Here is a 23,531-nt window from a genome sequence, read left to right on the forward strand (position 1 = left end):
CCGCAGGAGCCAGATCCAGGGCGGCCGATCGCGCGTGCGCCGTGCCCTCTACATGGCGGCGCTCAGCGCCATTCGAACCTGTGACCGCTTCAAAGCCTTCTACACAAACCTAGCAGCCCGCTCGGGTTCCAAGAAACTCGCCATCATCGCCGTCGCAAGGAAGCTCCTGGTCGTCCTCAACGCCATCATTCGAGACAAAACCGCTTTCGCATGAACACAGTTGCCATGCCATTGCGTCTGCGCAAAAACGATAGGGTGCAGAAGAAGGCCCCTACTTTCGCTGCCATAGTCTGCACCGTTGCCGCGCGTGTAGGTCACGGCATGGATTCTAGGGTCTGCGCGCGTCGCTTCGCTCCTTGCTCCGCCCTAGAATGACGAAGTTGTGTACTACCCCGCCTCGTCCTATTAATTGACTCAGTCAACTAAATGGTTGATCCTATCCGAGGTAGGAGGAACTCCCATGACCATCCACGATCACCCCGGCAAGCAGCGCATCGATGCGGTGCGCGCCTTCAACCGTTTCTACACTCGCCAGATCGGCGTGCTCGACGAAGTTTGGCTGAAAAGCGCCTTTTCGCTGACCGAGGCGCGGGTGCTTTACGAGCTTGCCCATCGCGACGGGCTCGTCGCCAGCGATCTGGTGCGCGACCTCGGCCTCGATCCCGGCTATGTCAGCCGTCTGCTGAAGAAATTCGAGGAGCGCGGCCTGGTCGAGCGCGCCGCCACCGAGGCCGATGCGCGGCGTTCCTCGATCGCGCTCACGCCCGCGGGCAGGGAGGCTTTCGCGCCGCTCAACCAGGATTCGCACAACCAGGTGCGCGCGCTGCTCGATCGTCTGGCGCCGGCCGACCAGGAGCGCCTGGTCAAGGCCATGCGCACGGTGCAGGACCTGCTCGGCGACAAACCCGAACCCAAGGTGCCTTATATCCTGCGGCCGCTGCAGGTCGGCGACATCGGCTGGATCACGCACCGTCAGGGCCTGCTCTACGCGCAGGAATATGGCTGGGACGAAACCTACGAGGCGTTGGTTGCCGAGATCCTCGGCGAGTTCGTCAAGAACTTCGTCCCGCAATGGGAGCGCAGTTGGATCGCCGAACGGGAAGGCGAGGTGGTCGGCTCGGTCTTCGTCATGCGCAAGTCGCCCAAGGTGGCGAAGCTCAGGCTGCTCTATGTCGAGCCCTCGGCGCGCGGCCTGGGCATCGGCAGGCGGCTGGTCGACGAGTGCATCGCCTTCTCGCGCGCCAAGGGCTACAAGACACTGACGCTGTGGACCAACGACATACTGGGCTCGGCCCGCCGCATCTACCAGGCGACAGGCTTCAAGCTGGTCGAGGAAGAGCGCCACCATTCCTTTGGCAAGGATCTCGTCGGCCAGACCTGGTATTTGGAATTGTAGCTCCTCTTCCTTCTCCCCTTGTGGGAGAAGGTGGATCGGCGCGTAGCGTCGAGACGGATGAGGGGTGCTCCAGCGGAGTGAGACGTTGGTATTCCCTGGAGCACCCCTTCCGTCGCCTTCGGCGACACCTTCTCCCACAAGGGGAGAAGGGGGAGGCGTCTCAACCCTTCACCGGCACCCAGATCTCCAGCCCGCCATTGCCGCTGCGCGGATCGAATTCGGGGCCGTAGCGCTCGAATTCCGGCGCGTCGGCGATCTCATGGCCGGAGGCCGGCAGCCACTTGTTCCAGATCGTGTTGACTGTCCGGCGGATGGTCGAGATGTGCTCGCGATGCGAGAACACGGCGTATTTCTGCGCCGGCACGCGCACGCGGAAGAATTCCTTCGGCAGCTCGGAAAAGTCGGACACTTCAACGCCCGCGACATAGTCGAAATTGCCGGCGTCGTCGCCATTGACGCAGACGCCATAGGCGACGCCCGCGATCTCTCCGGGAATGTTGCCGATATACGGCCCGAAGCGCTGCCACTGCATCGGAATGCCGGCGCTGGTTTCGCAGCTGTAGCGCTCGCCGAGGCCGGCGATGAGGAAGGGCCGGCTGGTTTCGAAACGCGGCGGCTCAAGCTTGCTGAGAAAGGTCTGGTCCATCAGGATCGGCTCCACGAGGTCGAGGTTGCTGGTCGAGCCCTCGGCGCGCACCAGTTCAGGCGTGGTGCCGAACTGGTCGCGGAAGGCCCGCGTGAAAGCCTCATGCGAGCCATAACCGGCATCGAGCGCGACGGCCAGGATGTCGCGCGCGCCGCCGGCAAGCTTGCGCGCCGCTTCGCTGAGCCGGCGCGCCCGCATGTAGCCCATGACCGACCGTCCTGTGGCGGCGCCGAAGGCGCGCGTCACGTGGAAGCGCGACACGCCGCTGCTTTGCGCGACATCGTCGAGCGAAATCGCGTCCGGCAGATGGCTTTCGACAAACCACAGCGCTTTCTCGGTCGGGTTCATGGCTCCTCGCATTTGGCGGGGCGACACTAGCCACCGCTCCGACAGCCAGTTTGATCGAAATTGCGCGGTGGGCAATAATAGCAACGCGCGTGCTCCGTCGAGTGGGATCGACCGGGTGTTGCGCGGCCCGGGAAGGGGTGTCCCGATGACGACGGCGACAGCCGATCAGGTCTTCCGGTTTGGCGGGTTCACGCTCGACCTTGCCAGGGGGACGCTGTGCGGCGTCAACGAGCCGCTCTACCTCCGGCCGAAAGCCTACGCGCTGCTTTCGCATCTCGCCCGCAATATGGGCCGCGTCGTGCCGAAATCGGAGCTGATGGATGTCGTCTGGCCGGGCGTCTACGTCACCGAGGATTCGCTCACCCAGTCGATCCGCGAGATCCGCAAAGTGCTTGGCGATGATATGGTGCGCACTGTCTCGAAACGCGGCTACATGCTTGCCGCCGAAGCCGAGGCCGCGCCCGAGATCAGCAGCCAGCCGATCGTGGCGGTGGTGCGCTTTCGCAACGACAGCGGCGATCCGGCCGACGAGGCGATGGTCGACGGCTTTGCCGAGGACATCATCAATGGCGTGGCGCGCTTCGGCACCGTCACGGTGCTCGCGCGGAACTCCAGCTTTTCCTTCTCGTCCTTCGGCCGCGCCGAGTGGCCGCAGATCCGTGCCCGCATCGGCGCCGACTATCTGGTCGAGGGCTCGCTTCGCCGCCAGGGCGAGCATGTCGTGGTCGCCGTCAGCCTCGTCGATATCGCCACCGCAAGCCAGCTCTGGGGCGACCGCTACCAGTCGCAGGGCGCCGGGCTGTTCGCGATCGAACGCGAGATCGTCGAGCAGATCGTCAGCCGGCTGGTCACCCGAGTCACCAATGCCGGGCTGGAGCAGGCTTCACGCAAGCCGGTGACCAGCCTTGCCGCCTACGAGCTTCTGCTGCGCGGCTTCGCGCTGCTGCGCGACCCGGCCCAGACCGACCAGCGCGGCGCCGAGGCCTTGTTCGAGGCGGCGATCGTCAAGGATCCGAATTACGGGCTGGCCTACACCTATCTCGCCCTGGCGCGGGCGCTGGACGGGGAGTTCGGGCGCGCCAGCGACGCGGTGCTGGAAAACGCCCGCGACCTCGCCGATAAGGGCCTGGCCCTGTCGCCGGACCAGCCGACCGGCCATCGCGTGCAGTCGCTGATCCGCCTTTATATGCGCGACCACGAGGCGGCCGAGCATCACATGCGCATCGCACTGCAGCTCAACCCGTACGATGCCGACAGCATCGAGCAGATGGGCATGTTGCTCACCATGCGCGGCCGGCCGCTCGAAGCGCTGACCTGGCTGGCGCGCGGCATCCGCATCGATCCGCTGCATCCGCACTGGTACCAGTTCGACCGCGCGCTGGCGCTCTACATGATGGGCCAATACCGGCAGGCGGCGGAAGCGCTGGAGTTGGCTACACGTCCTGCACCCTGGATCCGGACGCGGCTGGCCGCCTGCTATGCCCAGATGGGCGAGATGGAGAAGGCGCGGCGGCAGATCGCCCTCATCGAGGAGGGCGAGCCGTTCTCACCGCTCGACTATGCGCTGCGCGGCGTGCCGTTCGAAAACCGCGCCGATGCCGAGCATCTCGCCGAAGGCGTCAGACTTGCCCTCGGCTAATGCATGTCGCCCAGAAGTGTGCAGCGGTTCTGGGATAACGACATGCATCAAAAACAAAAACCTAAAGCGCGTCGCCTGAATCCGTTTCAGCGCGACGCGCTTTAGGTTGCGCCCGAGCCGCGTCAGTCGACGACGACCACGATGTAGCGGCCCTGATAGAGCCGGTAATAGGTGCCGCCGCAGCGCCAGACGTCAAAGCCGTTGACCTTGGTGCGGACGCAGCCAGCCGGCAGCGTGGCGACCCAGGCGGTGGTGTGCCTCAGGACACGCCATGTCGTGGTGCGGCGGGCAACGCCGGCGGCGCTGCGCGGCGTCCAGGCTGCACCGATGCGGGCCTGCGCCTCGCTCACGAAAGAAAACGGGGCGAGACCGCCAAGGTCGGTAGCGGCCATGGCGAGGCCGAGAGCAGCCAAGCCGATCTTCTGGATCGCCTTGCGGCGGGAAGGCACTGCGGCGCGCGCCGGGCTGGAAGTTTCATGCATATGCGTCATTTCCATTGCTCCTTTGCATTTCGGGTTGAGTGGTAGGTTTGCCCGGCGCCGCGCGAGCGCGCTCCCGGTCGGGCGCGGGATCCTCGATCGGCACGCCGGTCAGGCCGGCGCGCCCGCGAGATCGGGAACAGCATCGCCCTCGGACAGCCCCGCTGGTGATGCATTGGCAGAGGTCGCCGCCGGCTGCCCGGCCGGCGCCTTGATGCCGAACCTGGTGACGTAGAGCGTCGGCAGGAAGACCAGCGTCAGCACCGTCGCCACCATCAGGCCGCCCATCACCGCATAGGCCATCGGCCCCCAGAACACGGTCGGCGCGATCGGGATCATGCCGAGGATGGCGGCGGCCGCCGTCAGCAGGATCGGCCGCAGCCGGTGCGTGGTGGCGCTGATCACTGCGGCCCACGGCTCCTCTCCGGCGGCAATGTGCTGGTCGATCTGCGCGATCAGGATGACCGAGTTGCGGATCACCATGCCGATCAGCGACATCACGCCGAGGATCGCGACGAAGCCCATCGGTGCGCCGGAGAGCAGTAGCGCGCCGGCGACGCCGATCAGCGCCAGCGGAGCGGTGAGCAACACCAGCACCAGGCGCTGGAAGCTCATCAGCTGGATCATCAGCACCGTCGCCATGATGAACAGCATCAGCGGGAAGACCACGAAGATGCTGGCCTGCGCCTTGGCGCTGTCCTCGATGACGCCGCCCTGTTCGACGCTGTAGCGCGCCGGCAGCTCCGCCTTGAAGGCGGAGATCGCATTCTCCAGCCGCCGCGTGACGGAGGTGGCGTTGTTGCCCGGCGCGACGTCGGCCTGGACGGTCACGGTCGGCAGCCGGCCGCGGCGCCATATCAGCGGCGGCTCGGTCTGGTAGCTGAGCTTCGCCACCTGTTCGAGCGGCACGCGCCGACCGCCCGAAGCGCTGATGGTCAGGCCGCGCAGCGTGTCGATGCTGGCGCGCTCGGAGTCCACAGCGCGGGCGACGATGTCGACGAGATAGGTATCGTCGCGCATCTGCGTGATCTTGGAGCCCGACAGCACCGCGTTGATCGTCTCGGAGAGCTGCTGCGAGGAAATGCCCAGCGCGCGCGCCCGGTCCTGGTCGACATCGACCTTGATCACCTTGGCCGGCTCGTTCCAGTCGTAGTTGATGTTGCGCACCGCGGCGTCGCTGCCCAGCACCTGCGCGAACTGCTGCGCCAGGCGGCGCGTCTTGTCCGGATCCGGACCGCTGACGCGGAACTTCAGCGGCCAGCCGACCGGTGGGCCGAGCTCCAGCGGCGTGACGCGGGCCATGACGTCGTCGAAGCCGGTCGCCAGCTCCTTCTCCAGCCGGTCGATGACGGCCTGGCGCACGGCGTGGCCCTTGGTCACCACGACGGCCTGAGCGAAGAAGTCGTTGGCGAGCTGGGCGTCGAGCGGCAGGTAGAAGCGGACCGCGCCCTGGCCGACATAGAAGCTCCAGTGGTCGATGTTAGGATCGGCGGCGAGCAGCTTCTCGACGCGCTCGACCACCGCATCCGTCGACTTGATCGAGGCTGTGCGCGGCAAGGTGAGATCGAGCATGACCTCCGGCCGGTCGGACTTCGGGAAGAACTCCTGGCCGACGAAGCCCATCGCCACGACCGAGAGCGCGAACAGCCCGGCGGTCGCCGACAGCACCAACCACTTCGCCCGCATCGCCATTTCGAGCAGTGCCTGGAAGCCGCGGGCAATCCGCGACGGCTGATGGCTGCCATGGCCCTTGATGCGATCAGGCAAGAGCGCCACGCCGGTGAGCGGCGTGAACAGCACCGCCACCACCCAGGAGACGACCAGCGCGATGGCCACGACCGCGAACAGCGAGAAGCAGTATTCGCCGGGGCCGCTCTTGGCGAAACCGACCGGCACGAAGCCGGCGATCGTCACCAGCGTGCCAGTGAGCATCGGGAAGGCGGTGGAGGTGTAGGCATAGGTGGCGGCCGAGATTTTGTCGTGGCCTTCCTCCATGCGCGAGATCATCATCTCCACCGCGATCATCGCATCGTCGACCAGCAGGCCGAGCGCGATGATCAGCGCGCCGAGCGAGATGCGCTGCAGCGAGATGCCGAAATACTCCATGGTGACGAAGGTGATCGCCAGCACCAGCGGGATGGCGACCGCCACCACGACGCCGGGGCGCCAGCCGAGCGCCAGCAGCGACACGGCAAGCACGATGGCGATTGCCTCGCCGAGGCTCTTGGTGAACTCGCCGACGGATTCTTCCACGACATGCGACTGGTCGGCGACCAGGCCGAGCTCGGCGCCGAGCGGCAGCTCGGCCTCCATCTCATGCATCTTCTCCTTGACATTCTCGCCCAGCGCCAGCGCGTCGCCGCCCGAGGTCATAGAGATGGCGATGCCGACGGCAGGCTTGCCGTTGAAGCGGAACATCGGCTGCGGCGGGTCGGAATAGGCGCGCTTGACCTCGGCGACGTCGCCCAGCCGGAAGTAATGGCCGTTGGCGTAGAAGTTGATCGCCTTCAGGCTTTCCTCCGAGGTGAAGCTGCCGGAGACGCGGATGGCGATGCGCTCGGGGCCGGCGTCGACCGTGCCGCTCGGCGTCAGCGCGTTCTGCGCCTGCAGCGCCTGCGACAGCGTGCCGACATCGAGGCCAAGTGCCGCCACCTTCTGGGTCGAGAATTCGAGATAGATCTTCTCGTCCTCCTGGCCGATCAGGTCGACCTTGGCGACATCCTTCACGGTGAGCAGCCCGGCGCGCAGGCTGCTGGCCAGATCCTTCAACTCGCGATGGCTGAGACTGTCGGAGGTGAGCGCGTAGATCAGCGAATAGGTGTCGCCGAACTCGTCGTTGTAGAACGGGCCCTGCACGCCGGAGGGCAGCGTCGGCTTTATGTCGTCGAGCTTCTTGCGCACCTGGTACCAGAGCGGCTGCACCTGGTCGGCGGCGACCGTGTCCTTCAGGTTGACGAAGACGACGGACTCACCGGGCTTGGTATAGCTCTTGACGTAGTCGAGGTCCGGCAGCTCCTCGAGCTTCTTCTCGATGCGGTCGGTGATCTGCTCGACGGTGTCACTGGTGCTGGCGCCCGGCCACATGGTCTTCACCACCATGGTCTTGATGGTGAAGGGCGGGTCCTCCTCGCGGCCGAGGCCGCGATAGGCATAAAGGCCGGCAAGTGCCGCCGCGATCATCAGGTAAACGATGAAGCTGCGGTGGCGCAGCGCCCATTCGGAAAGATTGAAGCTGGTCATGATCGAAATCCCTCTCAGCGCGCGCAAAGGCGCGTTCCGCCGGCGGCTGCCGGCAGGCGAAACAAGTGACGGTTGGGGTTCGGTCAGCGCCCGCCGCTTGGCGGGCGCCGTGGCAATTCAGGCCAGGCTGTGCATGGTGCCCGGCACTCGATAGGGCGCGCGCTCCGCAAGCCTCGGCCTGATGGCGAGGCCGGCGAGGTAGCGCTGGAAGGCGGCCGCCTCCTGGACCGGCGAGGCGAGCGCGACATGGCCGTCCGGCCTCACCAGATAGGCTGCGTCGCGCTGCAAGCCGGCTTTCTCAGTTGCGTCCGACCAGGCGAAGGCGTGGACCGGGATGCCGGTCGATGCCAGCATCGCCCGGAAATCGCAGTTGACCTCGCCATAGACATGGACCTGCCAGTCGAGCGAGCGCAGCGGATCGAAATTGTCGCCCCCTGCGCTAATGACATCGCCGACGACATAGGGCAGGCGGTCGCCGCCGCTCACTTTGCCCGCCGTGCCCGCGCTGATCGGTCCGGCGCGATACTCGATCGCCGCCTGCGAGATCACGCCGAAGAAGAAGCGCGAGCCGAAAGAGGTATGGAGCAGCGCGTTCAAAATCTTCGGCATCAGATAGCGGCGGAACAGCCCTATGAACCGCGAGCGGCTGGTGATGAAGCGGAAAGCGGTGTCGGTGCTCTCGATCAGCTTCTGCGCGAAGGCGATGCGCTCCGGCTCGTAGCTGTCGAGCAGGCGCGGATCGGCCCGGCCCTGCACCACGGCGGCGAGCTTCCAGGCGAGGTTCACCGCATCGCCCATGCCGGTATTCATGCCCTGGCCGCCGGCCGGGCTGTGGATGTGGCCGGCATCGCCGCAGAGGAACACGCGCCCGACGCGGAAGCGCTCGGCAACGCGATGGTGGACGTGGTAGGTCGAGAACCAGTTGACCTCGTCGACCGTGACGCCGGTGTCGCGCTCGACATCGGCGCGGATCGCCTCGAAGCTGATCGCCTCGTCGGCCTCATGCGCCTTCGGCACGATGCCGATCAGCCTGACCGAACCGGACTGCCGGACCGGCATGACGATCGCGAAGCCATAGGCGCTGACCGTCGTGTCCAGGCCGTTGCGGGTGATTTCGCCGCGCCCCTTCACGTCGGCGACGTAGAAGGACTGCTCGTAAGCGCCGCCGGGAAAGCCGATCTTTAGCCCATGGCGCACCGCGCTGTGGGCACCGTCGCAACCGGCGAGATAGGCGGCGCCGACGGTTTCGGTCCGGCCGTCCTTGGTCAAGGTCGCGACGACCGCGTCGCCTCTGTCCTGGAAGGCGACGAGCTCGGTGCTCCGCTCTACCGTGACGCCGGCGCGCTCCAGATGCGCGATCAGCACGCGTTCGTGGATGTCCTGCGGCAGGGCGAAGGCGAAGGAATAGGGGCTGATGCCGCGGCCGAAATCGGAGAGCGGCAGGCGCGCCGCTATTCCGGCCGGCGTGTGCACGGTGAGCCGCTCGATGCGCACGCCCTCCGCCAGCACGTCGTCGACGATGCCGATCAGGCGGTGGAACTCCAGCGTGCGTGCCTGGACGGCAAGCGCCCGCGAGGTTTCACCCGGGCCGGCGGCCTTGTCGAAGATGCGCACCGGAACGCCGAGCCTGGTCAGCCATAGCGCGAGCGTCAGCCCGGTCGGGCCGGCGCCGGCAATCAGGACCTTTGTCTTGGACATGGTCATTTTCCTTCTCCCTCAACGATACGGACTTTTTCGTGTTCCCGCAGCCGGTTTACGCCGGCGGTGACGACCAGATCGCCTTTGGCGAGGCCTTCGCTGACCACGACACGGTCGGTCTCGTAGCGATCAACCGTGACCGGCTTGAGCTCCACAGCCGACGAGGCGGTCACGACCCACACGGCCGGCTTGCCGTCCTTGTCGAACAGCGCGCTGCCCGGCAGCACCATGACCGGCGCGCCACCCATCTCGGCGCGGCCGGCGACGCTTGCGCCAAAGCGCATCTCGTCGGGCGCATTCTCGAGCGAGACCTTCACCTGGAAGGTACGGGTCGCGGCATCGGCCATGGGTGCGATCTCGCGGATGGTGCCGACGCCGTGATCGCCGGATTGCTGAGCAGCGAGACGGTTACCTGCGGCGGCCGCTTCGTATCGGGCGTGTTGGCGAAGGCAGCTTCCGCGATCGAGAACACCGCGTCGCGGCTCTCCGGATCGGCGACGCGCACCACCATCTGCCCGACATTGACGGACTGGCCGGCTTCGGCCCCGGTCGCGGTGACAATGCCGTCGAATTCCGCGCGCAACTCGGTGTAGCCGAGCTGGTCCTTGGCCATGTCGAAGGCGATGTTCGCCGATTTGAGCTTGGCCTGCGCCGAGCGCAGGTTCTTCAGCGTGGCGTCGTAATTGGCCCGCGTCGTAAAGCCCTTGGCGAGCAGCGCGCCGATGCGGGCCTCGGCAGCGCTTGCCTCGACAAGCACCGCCTGCGCCGCCGTGACGTCGGCCTCGGCGCTGGCGAGCCGGTTGCGATAGTCCTGGTCGTCGATGCGGGCGAGCATCTCGCCCTTCTTCACCGTCGCGCCGATCTCGGCGACGCGTTCGAGCAGCTTGCCGGATACGCGGAAGCCGAGATCGCTTTCGAGCCTCGGGCGTATCTCGCCGATGGCGGTGCGGGTGCCCGCGCCGAGCATCGGAGCGGCGGCGACGGCCTTGACGAGCTTCATCTCCGGCGCGGCCGGTGTGGCGTTCGACGCCTCGCTTCTTGCGCCGTGCCAGACCACGGCGGCACCGCAGGCAAGAATGGCGATCGATCCGGCGACAAGGCGGCGCCTCGACGGCCCGTTACGGAAGAGTGCGGCAATCATGTTGTCTCCATGACCAAGGTTACGGTCGCGCGGGGAGGGTGCGGCGACCGGGAAATGTGTCGGCTGGAGAAGGGATCGGGCGTTTGCGGCCTGTCTTTCGCCAGCCCGATCTTCTTGGCGTTTCCGCTCCGGGAAATCCCGAACGGTTTCTGAAAATTTTCCGATGTTTGGCTGAGACGACCTTTGAACCGCCGCCGGCACATGTCGATGCCGACGGTCAAACCGTCCAGAAATAGCGCACGATGTGGAAGAAGATCGGCGCGGCGAAGACCAGGCTGTCGGTGCGGTCGAGCATGCCGCCATGGCCCTCGATTAGGTGGCCCCAGTCCTTGACGCCCTGGTCGCGCTTGATCGCCGAGGCGACGAGCCCGCCGAGGAAGCCCATGGTGCAGGCGACGAAGGCGACCGCTGACGCCTGCAGCGGCGAGAAGGGTGTGATGAAGGAGAGCAGCGCCCCGAGCAGGCTCGACGCGACGAGCCCGCCGATCAGCCCTTCCCAGGTCTTCGAAGGCGAGACGTTTGGCGAGAAGCGGTGCTTTCCGAACAGCTTGCCGAAGATGTACTGCAGCACATCGCTGCCCTGCACGACGATGATCAGGAAGGCGATGAGCAACAGGTTGCGGCCCTCGAAGCCCGGCACGTTGAGCGTCAGCAGGGCAGGAACGTGGCTGACGCAGTAGACCGAGATCATGATCGCCCATTGTTGCGCCGACACGCGCTCCAGAAAGCGCTCGGTATCGCCATGCAGCGCCGTGATCGCCGGCATCAGCAGGAAGCAGTAGACCGGGATGAAGATGACGAAGAGGCCGTACCAGGCCGTCCACACCAGCCAGTACTGGAACGGAATGACGATGCCGAACATGCCGAGCAGCACCCAATGGTCGCTGCGGCGGCTGTGCGTCAGCGTCACGAATTCGCGCAGCGCCGCAAACGAGATCAGCGCGAACAGGATCGTCATGCCGTAGCGGCCGAAGAAGAAGGCGACCGTCATCAGCGCCACCATCACCCACCAGGCGTTGATGCGCTGCGTCAGGTTGACCAGCGTCGCGCTCAGCGGCTTCGGCGCCCGCGCCGACAGGACGGCGGCGGTGGCGCTGGCGGTGGTCAGCACCACGAAAAGGCCGATGATGAGAATGCTGATTTCTTGCCGCATCAATCGTCTCGGTCGGGACGGGGATTGAGCGCCAGCAGCGCGGCACGGGCGCGATCGAGGAAGGCGCGGCGTTCCTCGCCCGGCGCCACCGCCACCGGTGCCCCGAAGACGACGCGGCAAAGCAGCGGCACCGGCAGGAACTGGCCCTTGGGCAGCACGCGCGACATGTTCTCGATCCAGCACGGGATGAGTTCCACATCCGGTCGCGCCATCGACAGATTGTAGAGCCCTGAGCGGAACGGCAGCAGCTCGTCGCTCATGTTGCGCGTGCCTTCCGGGAAGATGATCAGCGAATGGCCCTGGTCGAGCACCGAGAGCATGACGGAGATCGGGTTCTCTTCCGGGCTCGTCCATTGCCGGCTGATCAACACGGAGGAGAGCATGTCCTCGGCGATGAAGCGGCGCAGCTTCGACTTTCCCCAATAGTCGGCGGCGGCCACCGCATGCGTGATGGCGCGCTCCTTCTCGCTCAAGCAGGCCGACAGCAGGATGAAGTCGCCATGGCTGGTGTGGTTGGCGAAATAGATGCGCTGCCGGTCCGACGGCTGGCTGCCGCTCCAGATCGGGCGCACGCCGGTCACGGCCCAGGCGAGCGCCGACAGCCCAACGGAGGTCACCGTCTGCAGCAGGGTGAAGGTCCTGAGCGACAGCTTGTTCATCTGGGCATCCAGAAACCGGCCGCGAGAAACGCGATGGCGAAGATCGCGAAGGCGATGCGTTGCCGGGCAAGCAGGCGGCGCGTTCCGGCAATGCGGTCGTCAAGCGGACGGGGAGACGACAGCGCAGGCTTCAGGCACATGCGTGCAAGCATGTCGTCGACCGCGGCGCCTCCGGAAATCTCGTCCGGGTGGGTCGACATCAGCCGGAACAACAGCGCATCGAAGCCGAGAAGTGCCGAAAACCCAAGCACGACGACGGCACTTGCCGCCGCGACCAGCAGCGCCAGCACCGCAATCGGCGCCTGGAGCGCGCCGCGCGCCGAGGCGACCAAAGGCGCGAAGCCGTCGCAGACGAGCACGATGGCGGCCGGCCACGCGGACTGCTTGATCAGCATGTCCGCAAACCGGCCGGTCCGTTGCTGATAGGCTTCGTCCGTCATGCCGGCTTATCCAGTCTGGCCTCAAGATGCACCGGCCGGCCGGAGGCGGCGAGCTGCTTGCGCGCCTGCGCCGGGGTGTGCGAGCGGCCGGTTGCGACCAGCCATGCGGCGATGACAGTGGCGCTGCGCTGAAAGCCGAGCGCGCAGCAGACCAGCACTGTGCCTTGCCTGCGCGCCGGCTCGATCGCCGCCACCGCATTGTCGAGCGCGTCGGCCGGTGGCGGCAGGAGATCGAGCATGCCGAAGCTTTGCCAGCGGCCCGTCGCGTCGCGCGGCCGCTCAAGCTCGGCGGCGAGATCGATTACTGTACCGAAGCCATTGGCCTCGCCGGCCGAGGGGAAGCGTCCCAGGAAGATGCCATCCGTGATCGCCACGAACGGCAGCAGGTTGTGCGTCCAAGCCTGGACGTTGATCCTGGCGCCCGCCCGATAGGGCCAAAGCAGGATGCGGCTTGCGAGCGACACACGGCCGTTCGCCGCTTTCTGGAACACCCTGGCGCCGGCCCCGGCATAGGCGAAGGCGACGATGGCCAGCGCCAGCGCCGGCCACACCAGCACAAGCGCGATTGCCGAGAAAGAGGCGCCGATCGCCGCGCCGGCGAGAGCGAGAGCAGCGCCCAGCACGTAGCACAGCGAAAGCCGCCGTGCCTTGGCATCAGCGGTCAGCCGGAAGCCGGCGAACGGAAGCTCGCCTTTGTCGGGAAAGAGCCACAGCGCAAACACTCCGAGCAGCGCGCCGGTCGGGATATCGATGAAATGGTGTTGCCACGTCGTCAGCACCGAGGCGCCGATCAGGAAGCACCAGCCGTGCCAGAGCGGCAGGACGGTCCCGCCAAGGCGCTGGCGCCAATGGTCCCAGATGATCACCAGGAGCGCGATGTGCAGCGACGGTGCCTGATTGAACGGCTTGTCGAAGCCGCCAAGCACCGCAAACAGGAAGCCGGGCAGGCCGCTCGTTGCCGGCCGCACGAAGGTCGCGGTCAGCGGAAACAGGATGAAGCAGGTGACGGCGACGACCTGCGCGGTGAGGTAGCGGCCGGCCAGCCGCACGACGCCTTGCCTGCTGTCGTTGAGCAGGAGCGACAGGCCGTAGAACAGGTTGATCGACCAGTAGGGCAAGATCGTCCAGGCGACGAACGGAACATGATGTTCCCATGAGAACACTATGCTGCCGACATGGTCGCGCGTCGACGCCAGCCAGTTGGCGAAGCCGTAGGTCGAATAAAAGAACGGTGCGAGGAACGCGAGCCAAAGCGCGGCCCGGACCACGACCCGGCCATAGGGCTCGGCGGCTGGGCTGGCTGAATGGGTCGGGGGCTCGGCACTGGTCGGCATGCGTCGGCAGTCCTAAAGCCGCCTTGCCAGCGAGACGGTGAAGATACCCCATTGGTCGATGCGCTGGTCGAGCTTCTCGAAGCCGGCCGCCTCGACCAGCTGATCCATCTCGCCTTGCGTGCGCCGCCGCATCACCCAGGCCTGGCCGCCGCGATGCGAGGTCAGGCTGCGCGCGATCATTTCGAGCTGCGGGTGCCAGGGCTGGTTGGTGTAGAGAAGCAGGCTGCCCGGCTGCATGGCGCGAGCAAGGCCGCCGAGCGAGCGCGCAATCAGCGCGTTGTCCGAGAAGAGCTCGTAGAGGCCGGAGACGATGGCGAGGTCCGGTGCCGGATCGAGTGCTGCGAGCCCATCGCCGTCGAAGGCGTCGGCGCGCTGGAACGACACGCTTGCCGGCAGTTGCCGCTCGGCGATCAGCTTGCGTCCGAGCTCGACATTGAGGTCGGAATAGTCCCGCAGGCGCACGCTGGTCGGCGGCTCGGCGCTCTTGGCGATGGCATCGAGCACATAGCGGCCATGGCCGGCCGCAATGTCCAGGATGTTGGTGAACCGTCCGGCGGCCTTCAGCGTTGCCAGTGCTGAGCCGATCAGCTCTTCGAGATGAAGCTTGCGCTGGCGGATGCCGCGCCAGCCGATGGCGTCGAGGAAGGTCCGGTCGACGATGCGGCCGATCGGCCCCAAGCCGCGCGCCTCGTTCTCATAGACATAGTCCAGCGTCGAACCGGAATCGAAGCCGGTGCCGACGCCGACCCCCATGCCGCGCGAGAACCAGCTGCCGATGCGGATGAAGGCGCGGCTCATCGCCCAGTAGAGGCCCTTGGGCGACAGGAGATCGAGTGGCGAGGCGAGACGATCGGCCTCGTCCCGCGTATAGCCGGCGATGTCCGCCTGCTTCAGCTCGACGGGCGCCGCCGGTGCCTGGAATTGACCTTCGAGGAAAGGCCGGATCAAATCGAGCGCCTTGGCGCGGTCGCGCTCACCCAGCGTGTCGTGGAAGAAGCCTGGCAGCACGTGCCGCTCCTTGATGCGGCTGCCGAGATTGACGAAGAACTCGTGCTGCGGCGCGTGCCGCACCACCCAGTCGCTGCCCGACAAGAGAAGCTGCGTCGGCACGGTGATGGCGCGCGCATCGGCAACGATGCGCGCCGCATGCTGGTACAGCTCGACCAAGATGTTCGAGGCGATCGGCCTTGTGATCAGCGGATCGCTCTCGAAGGAAGCGATACGCACCGGGTCATGGGTCAGCAGCTTCGCCTTGACATAGGAATTGACGAAGAAGCGCCCTTTGATCTTCTGCCAGAGCGCGATGCCTTGCCTAGCGAAGGGCACGTAGAGCTTGACTGAAAAGGCCGGCGAGGCGAGCACCATGGCGCGCAATTTCGGCGCATAGTCGTGCACCCATGCTGCCGCAAGCACCGCGCCGAAGGACTGCGCGATGAGCGCGATGTCCTGTGTGGAAAAGCCGTCCCTGGCGGCGATCTCGCGCATGAAGCAGTCGATGTCGCGCACAAGTGCTGCGAACGACGGCGCATAGCCACGTTCGCCCTCGGAGCGGCCGTTGCCCCTCGCGTCCCAGGCATAGAAGGCGTGGTCGGGCATGCGCAGTTCGTCGACGAGGTGCGCCATGCGGCCGCCATGCTCGTGCCCGCGATGGAAGAGCACGATCGCGCCCTTGGCCTTGGGCGATATCGCCGGCCAGAAACGGTAGAAGATCTCCGTGCCGTCATGGCTGCGAAACGTGCGTTCCTGCGCCTGCCGCGCAAGGCTTTCGGCCGGTGTTGCGGCGACCTGTTCGTGAAGCATGGCGGTTCCCCCGGGCGGCATGGCGAGCCTCTATGCTCAGCCGGTTCTGCCAATAAGACCGGCGCGTATCCGGTTTATGGCGGTCAGCAGCGTAAGCGTAGCCATGGCTGGAAACACAAGGGGCGCGATCGCCTCCGGCCAAAGCCCGGCGCCGGCGAGCACGGCGACCACGCCGAGCGCCAGCGCCCTGTCGCTTTTGCCGAATGGCCCGGCGTAATTTCGCCCGACCCCGGCGGCGATGCCGAGCACGCCCGCGAATTCGGTCAGCGCCGCGGCGATAGCAAAGGCGACGACGCTCCAGGCGCCGAATTGCGCAAAGCCGGCAAACGGCAGGATCAGGGCGAGGTCCGCGACGACATCGCAGATCTCGTTCAGATACATGCCGAGCGTCGATGCTTGCCCATGCTCACGCGCCAACATGCCGTCGATGGCGTTGAGGGCCATGCGCACGAACAGCGTGATCGGAATGAGGAAAAGTGGCGCGCGCCAATCGGGCAGAGTCGCGACGGCCGTTCCGGCCGCTACGGAGAGGAGGGCTGCCAGTATGGTGATGCCGTTGGCCGTCACGCCCATTGCGGCCAGCTTGCCGACCAGCGGCCGAAGCCTGTCCTGGAAAGCCGGCTTCAGCGCATAGAGCGTCGGCATGGCGTTGATCCCCCGATCCACCGCAACAACTTTATCATGAACATGCCGAACGGCGCCAGCGCACGGCGAAAACACAGTGAATTTCAGTCGGTTGACGCGTTGCTATGAAGCCGTCGCCTGAAGCCGTCGCCGCAACCAGTATTGCAGCTTGATCAGGTGCCGCATCGGCGTGCGCTCGATGCGGCGGACATCGATCAGCGTCACGCCGCCGCCATCCGACAGCGTATGCAGGCCGGTGTCGAAGCCGTCGAGCCAGCCCTCAGGCGACAGCCGTTTGACGATGCCAGCCGAGAATTCCTCCGGCGTCAGGCGCTCGATGCCGAGCAGGTTGATGGCGCTGCCATAGCTCGTCGTGCAGTCCTGTGTCGGGAAATGCAGCTGGCCGTCATGCTCGAAGGCCGAGCCGGCCGGCCGCGACGATGCGCGGCCCGTGCGCACCGGATTTTGCGGATGCCTGCTCCACGGACCGGTCAGCTCGTCGGCGAAGGCGGCATGCAGCTCGCGCGTGTCCCGGCCGTCGGGGCCGTTGAGCGCATAGAACATCCACCAGCGCTGCCGGTGGCGAAAGACGGTCGCGTCGACCGCCGGCTCATCAAGCAGCACGGCGACCGGCTGCCATGCCTTCGGAAAATCGATCGCCTTGTACAGCGTCAGCCGCCCGCTCTGGTAAGCCTCCGGCAACATGAAGATGTCCTCGCCCTGCCGGATCAGGAACGGGTAGGAGAGGTGGAACGGCTCCTTCAGGGCCACGCCGCGCTCCAGAAGCATCCAGTCCTGGTCGTAGCTGTAGTAGTGGATCTCGCCGCGCTTCACCCTGTAGTCATAGGCTTCGACCAGCACCGTGAAGCGGTTGCCATGGAAGAGGCCGAACGGGTCGGCGATGAAGCGGAACGACCCCTGCGGCGGCAGCCAGACGACGCGGCTCTTGTCCAGGCCTTGGCTGGCGAGCGCATTGCCGATCGGTTCGGGCACAATGCCCACCTGCCAGATGTCGACCATCGTTCCGCCCCCTCGCGCCGGCGCTTCTATGCAACAAAATCGCGCCGCCAGCAAACCGGGAATGCGAGCCGGTGTCGGCACTTGGCCAATACTTCGCCTTAAGTCGAGCGCGTCATGCTGGCGCAATTTTGACCAGCTAGAGCATCTCTTGACTAACGGCTTGCCCAAGCATTAGGTGATGGCTGGGTTTTGGTACTGAGTTGCGACCAGTATCAGCAAGACAGTGGAAGCTTGATTGCGGTGCGAGCGCAATCGAGGGGTGGGGAGTGATGGGAATCAGGGTGGGTGTACTTGGTGCTGTCCATGACAGCACTGCCGAGGCGCGTGCGCCGGAAGCCTACGTCATAATCGCTTATGGAAACAGACTTGGCTATCACTACAGCGCGATTTTCGCTGGCTTGCTGATCGGCGCCTACAAGGGCGATACCGCTCCGATCCTGATCTACACGGATCGCCCGCAGCTGTTCCGAAACTATCCTTTCGAGATCGTGCCGATCTCGCCGCAGCAGCTCAGCGATTGGTCGCTTGAAGGCCGATACTGGTTTCGCATCAAGAACCGCGTCATGCACGATGTGCTGGGCCGCGGCTTCGAGCGCGTGCTCTACATCGACAGCGATATCGCCTTCACCGGCAATCCGCATGTCGACATCGGCCGCGTCACGCCAGGGAGGGCGGTGCTTTTCCGCAACGAAGGGCGGGCGAACAGGTCGCCGAAGTCGCGCTACCAAAGCCTGGCCGTCCTGCCGAAAGACCTGTTCGCCGACGACGGTCTCGTCCTGTCGCCAAGCGCGCCGCTGTGGAGCTCGGCGGTGATGGGGCTGCACCGGGATATGCGGGAGAGCGTCGAATGCGCCGACCGCATCATCCGCGGACTGTTCGGGAAGATCGACACGCATACGCTGGAACAGTTCGCCCTCGGCGTGGCGCTGGCCAAGGATCACCAGGTGGTGCCGTCTTACGGCAGCTTCAGCATCTTCTCGACCTCTAGGAGAAGAGCCTTTGCGCGCCGCAGGATGTTCGAGTTCTTCCGGCGCTATCGCGCCGCGCCGCTCGAAGTGCAGATGACGGAGGCGAAGCGCCTGAGGCTACGCCAGCCGCTTGGCACCATGGTGGTCGGCCGGCTGCTCGAGATCAAGCCCGGACCGGACCCGGATTTCAGCCTGCTTTCCTGACCTTCAGCAATTGCTAACCATGAACGCATCGCATGCCTGTCATGCCGATTTGCCGGCTCTGGAACAATATGTTCCCCTTGAATAGTAAGCACGCTTATTATATATGCCGCTCATGGTTTCGGACGGCATCGACAGATTGGGGTTTTTGATCCACGACGTGCAGCGCCTGATGCGCAAGCGCTTCGAGGCGCGCGCCAGCGGGTTCGGCCTGTCATCGGCGCAATGGCGGCTTCTGGTCCGCGTCGCCAAGGAGGCGGGCGTCGCCCAGGCGCGGCTCGCCGAGCTGCTCGAGATCGAGCCGATCAGCGTCTCGCGCCTGGTCGACAGGATGGAGGAGGGCGGCTGGATCGAGCGTCGTCAGGACGCCACCGACCGCCGCGTGCGCATGATCTTCCCGACCGAGAAGGCAAATGCGGCCTATGCCGAGGTCAAGAGCCTTGCCGGCGAGGTCTATGAGGAATCGCTTGCCGGCGTGTCGCCACAGGATCGCCGCACCCTGATCCGGACGCTGGACACGATCGTGCAGAATTTGACGGACGGCGAAGCGTCGTCCCTGGAAAAGATGAAGAATACGGAAGGCGCAGCAGCATGAACGCGGCAGCCAAGATAGACGAGAACGTCGCCAAGCTTGAAATGGAAGCCCCGGCGCAGCCACCGGCCGCTCCGGTCACCGTAGCGCCAGCGGCGCAGCCGGCGCCCGTGCCGAAGAAGAAGCGCCGCACCGGCCGCTTCCTGCTGATGGTTGCCCTGCCGCTGGCCCTGCTCGCCGGTGGCGCCTATGTCTGGGTGACGGGCGGCCGCTATGAGGAGACCGAGAACGCCAACCTCAGGCAGGCTCGGATTTCTGTCGCTTCCGATACGGCGGGCCGTATCGTCCAGGTCGGCATCGCCGACAACCAGACGGTCAAGCAGGGCGATCTTCTCTTTGTTATCGACCCGGAGCCCTATCGCATCGCGCTTGCCCAGGCCGACGCCGCGGTTGCGGCAGCGCGCCTCAATGTCGAGCAGCTGCGTGCCGCCTACAGCCAGGCGATGGCGCAGGAAAGATCGGCCAGCAGCGAGGTCGACTATGCGCAGTCGCAATATGACCGCGCCGCCGATCTCGCCCAGAAGGGCATCAACGCCAAGTCGTCGCTGGATGAGGCCCGCAACGATCTCGACAAGGCCAAGCAGCAGCTCGCGGTTGCCCAACAGGGCATCGTCAGCGCCAAGGCCGCACTTGGCGGCAACCCCGACATCGAGACCGACAAGCACCCGACCGTGATGTCGGCGCTCGCCGCGCGCGACAAGGCGGCCTACGACCTTGCGCAGACCACGGTGAAGGCGCCGGCCGACGGCGTGGTCTACCAAGCCTCGTCCTTCAAGGTCGGCCAGTATGTCGGCGTCGGCACGCCGCTGTTTGCGCTGGTCGAGACCGGCGACACCTGGATCGACGCCAACTTCAAGGAAACCCAGCTCACCAACATGAAGCCGGGCCAGAAGGCCGAGATCGTGGTCGACACCTATCCGGGCAAGACCTTCGAGGCGACCGTCAGGGCGATCGGCGCCGGCACTGGCGCCGAGTTCTCGCTGCTGCCCGCCCAGAACGCCACCGGCAACTGGGTCAAGGTCACCCAGCGCATCCCCGTGCGCCTGGAACTGACCGACCCCGACGCCAAGATGGCGCTGCGCACCGGCATGAGCGCGACGGTCACCGTCGACACCGGCGTGGCGCGCGGCCTGCCGTCGATCTTCGGTCACGCCACGGCCGGCGAGAGCGCGCAGTAAGGCCGTAGAAACAAAGAGTTGGAGCAGGGGATTGGTCTGAAGGGGGAAGTGAGAAGATCAGCTTTGAGACGAACCGCCTCGCGGCTCGATCGAAGCAGAAGCTTTCGACACGGACCCGTCGGTCCTCAGGTTCCCGGGTGGCAGGCATCCGCTCGAAAAGCGACTTTCGGTCGATGTAACCCCCACATCGATACTCGCGTCCCACCGCGATGAGGTCTCTTTGACGGAAGGTCCCGCCGCCCGGAAGCCGGGTGTACATTTTTTGTTACCTGCTGGAAGTTCGCCACCATGAGCACGCCCGAACCCTTCAAGGAAGTGCCGCACCGCGGCCTGATCACGGTCGCGCTCATGCTGGCGACGATCATGCAGGCGCTCGACACCACGATCGCCAATGTCGCGCTGCCGACCATGACCGGCGACCTCGGCGCCTCGCCCGACAACATCAACTGGGTGCTCACCTCCTATATCGTGGCCGCCGCCATCATGACGCCGGTCACCGGCTGGCTTGCCGACCGGCTCGGCCGCAAGGAGCTGTTCCTGGCCTCGGTGGTCGGCTTCACCATCTTCTCCATGCTCTGCGGCCTCGCCTGGAGCCTCGAGACTATGGTGCTCTTCCGCCTGCTGCAGGGCGTGTTCGGCGCGGCGATCGTGCCGCTGTCGCAGACCTTCCTGCTCGACATCAATCCCAGGGAGCGCCATGGCCAGGCCATGGCCATCTGGGGCGCCGGCATCATGCTGGGGCCGATCCTGGGCCCGACGCTCGGCGGCTGGCTGACCGAGAACTTCAACTGGCGCTGGGTGTTCTTCATCAACCTGCCGGTCGGCATCCTCGCGTTCCTCGGCATGGCCGCCTATCTGCCGGTCGTCGCCAAGCGCGTGCGCAGCTTCGATTTCTTCGGCTTCGCCATGATCTCGCTCGGCGTCGGCGCGCTGCAGTTGCTGCTCGATCGCGGCGGCGAGGTCGACTGGTTCTCCTCGACCGAGATCTGGATCGAGCTCGGCCTGTCGATCACCGGCTTCTGGGTCTTCATCATCCACACGGTGACGGCCGAGCATCCCTTCATCGATCCAAAAATCTTCCTCGACCAAAATTTCGTGACGGGGCTCGCCTTCATCTTCGTCATGGGCGTGCTGATCCTGGCCTCGATGTCGCTGTTGCCGCCGATGCTTGCCAACATCTTCGGCTACCCGACCGTTACCATCGGTGTCGTGCTGGGGCCGCGCGGCATCGGCACGATGATCTCGATGCTGTTCGTCGGCCGCATCATGCACAGGATCGATGCCAGGATCCTCGTCGCCATCGGCTTCTTGCTCACCGCGCAGTCGCTCTACACGATGGCGAGCTTCACGCCGCAGATGGACAACTGGCTGATCATCTCTTCGGGCGTCATCCAGGGGCTCGGCATGGGCATGGTGTTCGTGCCGCTGTCGGCGGTCGCCTTCGCCACGCTCGACACGCGCTACCGCACCGATGCCACCTCGCTGTTCAGCCTGGTGCGCAATCTGGGCTCGTCGATCGGCGTGTCGGTGGTCGCGGCGCTGATGGTGCAGAACACCCAGATCAACCACGGCGAGCTCGGAGCCTTCATCAACCCGTACAACCCCAATCTGTGGGCGGCCTCGCGGGCGGCTGCAGGCGGCGATCCTTCAGCGCTTTCGCAGGTCGACAGGCTGGTGAACGCCCAGGCGATGATGATCTCCTACATCAACGACTTCAAAATCCTGATGGTGATGACGCTGGTCGCGATCCCGTTCGTCATCCTGCTGCGCAAGCCAAAGGCCGCGCCCGCGGCGGACGCGCCGGCAGCGCATATGGACTGACGTTTGGCGGCGCTCGCTAAACGGCGCCTTCGTTCCGGCTGACGAACTCGAGCTGGTCCGGAGAGGGCCGGTCCCTTCAAATAACAACTGAATAACGGAGTGCCCTCGGCTCTAATTGCTGACATCAAAACTTACAATGCGGATCATCCGGTCACTGAGGTACATCAGGCACCCTCCAGCGCGGCGTCCCCGCAATTCGCCCACCCTTTGCGGCTTTGAAATAAGTCGCCGCGAGATCCTCGTCGCACGTCGATGACAGGTATATCTGGATTGACCCGCCATCCTCCGTGACGGGGTAACGTTCGCCGCATGCGGACGGAAAACCGTTACACACTTTTCCTGGAATTGCTCTAAGAGCCGACGGGAAGTCGCTATGGGCTGCCACTGGCCAAATGAAATGCGGCTTGCGATTATTTAATAAAATGCTAATATATTCCGCCTTGTTATTGGTTGGCTTGTTAATCAGCCAAGTTAGCTGGAGGGTGCGCTTGGTGCGCGCCGCGGTCCATCTTCTTTGGACGAGTGCTGCGCACGCGCGCATGAGTGGAATGTCCGCATCCAGAAGAGCCTCAGGAGGCATGGCGGCGTAGTTACTGCCGTTTGTGCCTCATTCTCGAACATGCGTTGAAGACAGACCGGCCGGTCAAGACCGGAGCGGTATCGCTCGCCTTTTAGCTGGAGGCCAGCGCCAGAGATGGCCTGCGGTGGGTTGGAGCGCGTACTCTGGCCAACAAGAGAAGGGAGTAACACATGTGTAGACATGGCTTGTTCTTGGCGGTTGCAACCGCCGTATCCATGGGCGGCGCCCTCATGCTCGGCACGGGCGGCGCGGTAGCGCAGAACGCGTGCACCGGCGTATCGGCCACACAGTGTACAGACTTCTGCGGCACTGCCGGCGTGGCTTCCTGCACGAAGACAGGGTCGACGCCCGACTGCGTCTGCAACACGACGACGAAGGACGTGAACGGCAACGCGAACGGCACGGGAACGACAGACACTGCAAGCGGCCAAGGCAACCTGGGCAACAAGACCGATACGAGCTGCACCGGCAATACGGGTCAGTGCAAGAAGTAATGGCCGAAACGCGTCGTCTTGTATCTGGTTTGTTGCCTGACGCGAAGGTGTGGGCGAGGTGACGGGTCGTCCGCTCCCGA

At 65.3% G+C, this 23,531-nt stretch carries 21 protein-coding genes; 8 read left to right on the forward strand and 13 right to left on the reverse strand.

Annotated features, from left to right (window positions below; translation table 11 throughout):
- On the forward strand, positions 1–214 hold a 214-nt coding region (locus RFN28_RS28425), incomplete at its 5' end, for a transposase (protein WP_320285656.1).
- 246 nt (positions 215–460) lie between these two features.
- Positions 461–1,396 (forward strand): bifunctional helix-turn-helix transcriptional regulator/GNAT family N-acetyltransferase, encoded by a 936-nt coding sequence (locus RFN28_RS28430; RefSeq protein ID WP_320290455.1) that lies wholly within the window; start codon positions 461–463, stop codon positions 1,394–1,396.
- A gap of 160 nt (positions 1,397–1,556) precedes the next feature.
- On the opposite strand, the gene RFN28_RS28435 is transcribed toward RFN28_RS28430, so the two are convergent.
- Positions 1,557–2,390 (reverse strand): GyrI-like domain-containing protein, encoded by an 834-nt coding sequence (locus RFN28_RS28435; RefSeq protein ID WP_320290456.1) that lies wholly within the window; start codon positions 2,388–2,390, stop codon positions 1,557–1,559.
- A gap of 145 nt (positions 2,391–2,535) precedes the next feature.
- Between RFN28_RS28435 and RFN28_RS28440 the strand changes: the two genes are divergently transcribed.
- Entirely contained in the window at positions 2,536–4,029 is a 1,494-nt protein-coding gene (locus RFN28_RS28440; RefSeq protein ID WP_320290457.1) for a winged helix-turn-helix domain-containing tetratricopeptide repeat protein, read from the forward strand.
- A 122-nt stretch (positions 4,030–4,151) separates the two neighbouring features.
- Here the strand turns inward: RFN28_RS28440 and RFN28_RS28445 are convergent, their stop codons facing one another.
- The 12 genes from RFN28_RS28445 to RFN28_RS28500 all read right to left on the reverse strand — a co-directional run bounded on the left by RFN28_RS28445 (position 4,152) and on the right by RFN28_RS28500 (position 17,617).
- Complete coding sequence (locus RFN28_RS28445) at positions 4,152–4,520, reverse strand: hypothetical protein (protein ID WP_320290458.1); 369 nt, start codon at positions 4,518–4,520, stop codon at positions 4,152–4,154.
- Positions 4,521–4,619: 99 nt separating this feature from the next.
- On the reverse strand, positions 4,620–7,748 hold the full coding sequence (locus tag RFN28_RS28450) for an efflux RND transporter permease subunit (protein WP_320290459.1): 3,129 nt from the start codon (positions 7,746–7,748) through the stop codon (positions 4,620–4,622).
- 117 nt (positions 7,749–7,865) lie between these two features.
- A complete protein-coding gene (locus tag RFN28_RS28455; RefSeq protein WP_320290460.1) occupies positions 7,866–9,446 on the reverse strand; it encodes an FAD-dependent monooxygenase in 1,581 nt (526 codons plus the stop codon).
- Between the two features lie 2 nt (positions 9,447–9,448).
- A complete protein-coding gene (locus tag RFN28_RS28460) occupies positions 9,449–9,793 on the reverse strand; it encodes an efflux RND transporter periplasmic adaptor subunit (RefSeq protein ID WP_320290461.1) in 345 nt (114 codons plus the stop codon).
- Positions 9,760–10,587: an efflux RND transporter periplasmic adaptor subunit gene (locus RFN28_RS28465; RefSeq protein WP_320290462.1), complete on the reverse strand. Its 828-nt coding sequence runs from the start codon at positions 10,585–10,587 to the stop codon at positions 9,760–9,762. Before RFN28_RS28465 ends, RFN28_RS28460 begins: the two co-directional genes overlap by 34 nt.
- A 217-nt stretch (positions 10,588–10,804) precedes the next feature.
- A complete protein-coding gene (locus RFN28_RS28470) occupies positions 10,805–11,740 on the reverse strand; it encodes a phosphatidate cytidylyltransferase (RefSeq protein ID WP_320290463.1) in 936 nt (311 codons plus the stop codon).
- Positions 11,740–12,399 (reverse strand): lysophospholipid acyltransferase family protein, encoded by a 660-nt coding sequence (locus tag RFN28_RS28475; protein ID WP_320290464.1) that lies wholly within the window; start codon positions 12,397–12,399, stop codon positions 11,740–11,742. Before RFN28_RS28475 ends, RFN28_RS28470 begins: the two co-directional genes overlap by 1 nt.
- The gene (locus tag RFN28_RS28480) at positions 12,396–12,839 is read right to left on the reverse strand and encodes a hypothetical protein (RefSeq protein ID WP_320290465.1); all 444 of its coding nucleotides are present in this window, start codon (positions 12,837–12,839) and stop codon (positions 12,396–12,398) included. The genes RFN28_RS28475 and RFN28_RS28480 overlap by 4 nt, the downstream gene beginning before the upstream one ends.
- The gene (locus RFN28_RS28485; protein ID WP_320290466.1) at positions 12,836–14,173 is read right to left on the reverse strand and encodes a phosphatase PAP2/dual specificity phosphatase family protein; all 1,338 of its coding nucleotides are present in this window, start codon (positions 14,171–14,173) and stop codon (positions 12,836–12,838) included. Before RFN28_RS28485 ends, RFN28_RS28480 begins: the two co-directional genes overlap by 4 nt.
- Positions 14,174–14,185: 12 nt before the next feature.
- On the reverse strand, positions 14,186–15,973 hold the full coding sequence (locus tag RFN28_RS28490) for a bifunctional alpha/beta hydrolase/class I SAM-dependent methyltransferase (RefSeq protein WP_320290467.1): 1,788 nt from the start codon (positions 15,971–15,973) through the stop codon (positions 14,186–14,188).
- 36 nt (positions 15,974–16,009) lie between these two features.
- Positions 16,010–16,618: a CDP-alcohol phosphatidyltransferase family protein gene (locus RFN28_RS28495; RefSeq protein ID WP_320290468.1), complete on the reverse strand. Its 609-nt coding sequence runs from the start codon at positions 16,616–16,618 to the stop codon at positions 16,010–16,012.
- Positions 16,619–16,720: 102 nt separating this feature from the next.
- Complete coding sequence (locus RFN28_RS28500; RefSeq protein WP_320290469.1) at positions 16,721–17,617, reverse strand: glucosamine inositolphosphorylceramide transferase family protein; 897 nt, start codon at positions 17,615–17,617, stop codon at positions 16,721–16,723.
- A gap of 269 nt (positions 17,618–17,886) precedes the next feature.
- On the opposite strand from RFN28_RS28500, the gene RFN28_RS28505 reads away from it, so the two are divergent.
- The 5 genes from RFN28_RS28505 to RFN28_RS28525 all read left to right on the forward strand — a co-directional run bounded on the left by RFN28_RS28505 (position 17,887) and on the right by RFN28_RS28525 (position 23,451).
- A complete protein-coding gene (locus RFN28_RS28505; RefSeq protein WP_320290470.1) occupies positions 17,887–18,789 on the forward strand; it encodes a hypothetical protein in 903 nt (300 codons plus the stop codon).
- Positions 18,790–18,901: 112 nt separating this feature from the next.
- A complete protein-coding gene (locus tag RFN28_RS28510) occupies positions 18,902–19,381 on the forward strand; it encodes a MarR family winged helix-turn-helix transcriptional regulator (protein WP_320290496.1) in 480 nt (159 codons plus the stop codon).
- Positions 19,378–20,556, forward strand: a complete 1,179-nt coding sequence (locus tag RFN28_RS28515; RefSeq protein ID WP_320290471.1) for an HlyD family secretion protein — start codon at positions 19,378–19,380, stop codon at positions 20,554–20,556. The genes RFN28_RS28510 and RFN28_RS28515 overlap by 4 nt, the downstream gene beginning before the upstream one ends.
- A gap of 288 nt (positions 20,557–20,844) precedes the next feature.
- Positions 20,845–22,377: a DHA2 family efflux MFS transporter permease subunit gene (locus tag RFN28_RS28520; RefSeq protein ID WP_320290472.1), complete on the forward strand. Its 1,533-nt coding sequence runs from the start codon at positions 20,845–20,847 to the stop codon at positions 22,375–22,377.
- Positions 22,378–23,148: 771 nt separating this feature from the next.
- Positions 23,149–23,451: a hypothetical protein gene (locus tag RFN28_RS28525; protein WP_320290473.1), complete on the forward strand. Its 303-nt coding sequence runs from the start codon at positions 23,149–23,151 to the stop codon at positions 23,449–23,451.
- Positions 23,452–23,531 lie beyond the last annotated feature (80 nt).

The organism is Mesorhizobium album, assembly GCF_033977205.1.
GTDB classification, from domain to species: Bacteria; Pseudomonadota; Alphaproteobacteria; order Rhizobiales; family Rhizobiaceae; genus Mesorhizobium; species Mesorhizobium album.

What these genes read in the sequence shown, in the direction of transcription:
- RFN28_RS28475 (WP_320290464.1), bottom strand. Translation starts at nt 12,399, where the DNA reads ATGAACAAGCTGTCGCTCAGGACCTTCACCCTGCTGCAGACGGTGACC.
- RFN28_RS28470 (WP_320290463.1), bottom strand. Translation starts at nt 11,740, where the DNA reads ATGCGGCAAGAAATCAGCATTCTCATCATCGGCCTTTTCGTGGTGCTG.
- RFN28_RS28510 (WP_320290496.1), top strand. Translation starts at nt 18,902, where the DNA reads ATGGTTTCGGACGGCATCGACAGATTGGGGTTTTTGATCCACGACGTG.
- RFN28_RS28440 (WP_320290457.1), top strand. Translation starts at nt 2,536, where the DNA reads ATGACGACGGCGACAGCCGATCAGGTCTTCCGGTTTGGCGGGTTCACG.
- RFN28_RS28435 (WP_320290456.1), bottom strand. Translation starts at nt 2,390, where the DNA reads ATGAACCCGACCGAGAAAGCGCTGTGGTTTGTCGAAAGCCATCTGCCG.
- RFN28_RS28500 (WP_320290469.1), bottom strand. Translation starts at nt 17,617, where the DNA reads ATGGTCGACATCTGGCAGGTGGGCATTGTGCCCGAACCGATCGGCAAT.
- RFN28_RS28455 (WP_320290460.1), bottom strand. Translation starts at nt 9,446, where the DNA reads ATGTCCAAGACAAAGGTCCTGATTGCCGGCGCCGGCCCGACCGGGCTG.
- RFN28_RS28450 (WP_320290459.1), bottom strand. Translation starts at nt 7,748, where the DNA reads ATGACCAGCTTCAATCTTTCCGAATGGGCGCTGCGCCACCGCAGCTTC.
- RFN28_RS28520 (WP_320290472.1), top strand. Translation starts at nt 20,845, where the DNA reads ATGAGCACGCCCGAACCCTTCAAGGAAGTGCCGCACCGCGGCCTGATC.
- RFN28_RS28465 (WP_320290462.1), bottom strand. Translation starts at nt 10,587, where the DNA reads ATGATTGCCGCACTCTTCCGTAACGGGCCGTCGAGGCGCCGCCTTGTC.
- RFN28_RS28515 (WP_320290471.1), top strand. Translation starts at nt 19,378, where the DNA reads ATGAACGCGGCAGCCAAGATAGACGAGAACGTCGCCAAGCTTGAAATG.
- RFN28_RS28445 (WP_320290458.1), bottom strand. Translation starts at nt 4,520, where the DNA reads ATGACGCATATGCATGAAACTTCCAGCCCGGCGCGCGCCGCAGTGCCT.
- RFN28_RS28505 (WP_320290470.1), top strand. Translation starts at nt 17,887, where the DNA reads ATGGGAATCAGGGTGGGTGTACTTGGTGCTGTCCATGACAGCACTGCC.
- RFN28_RS28430 (WP_320290455.1), top strand. Translation starts at nt 461, where the DNA reads ATGACCATCCACGATCACCCCGGCAAGCAGCGCATCGATGCGGTGCGC.
- RFN28_RS28460 (WP_320290461.1), bottom strand. Translation starts at nt 9,793, where the DNA reads ATGGCCGATGCCGCGACCCGTACCTTCCAGGTGAAGGTCTCGCTCGAG.
- RFN28_RS28485 (WP_320290466.1), bottom strand. Translation starts at nt 14,173, where the DNA reads ATGCCGACCAGTGCCGAGCCCCCGACCCATTCAGCCAGCCCAGCCGCC.
- RFN28_RS28480 (WP_320290465.1), bottom strand. Translation starts at nt 12,839, where the DNA reads ATGACGGACGAAGCCTATCAGCAACGGACCGGCCGGTTTGCGGACATG.
- RFN28_RS28490 (WP_320290467.1), bottom strand. Translation starts at nt 15,973, where the DNA reads ATGCTTCACGAACAGGTCGCCGCAACACCGGCCGAAAGCCTTGCGCGG.
- RFN28_RS28495 (WP_320290468.1), bottom strand. Translation starts at nt 16,618, where the DNA reads ATGCCGACGCTCTATGCGCTGAAGCCGGCTTTCCAGGACAGGCTTCGG.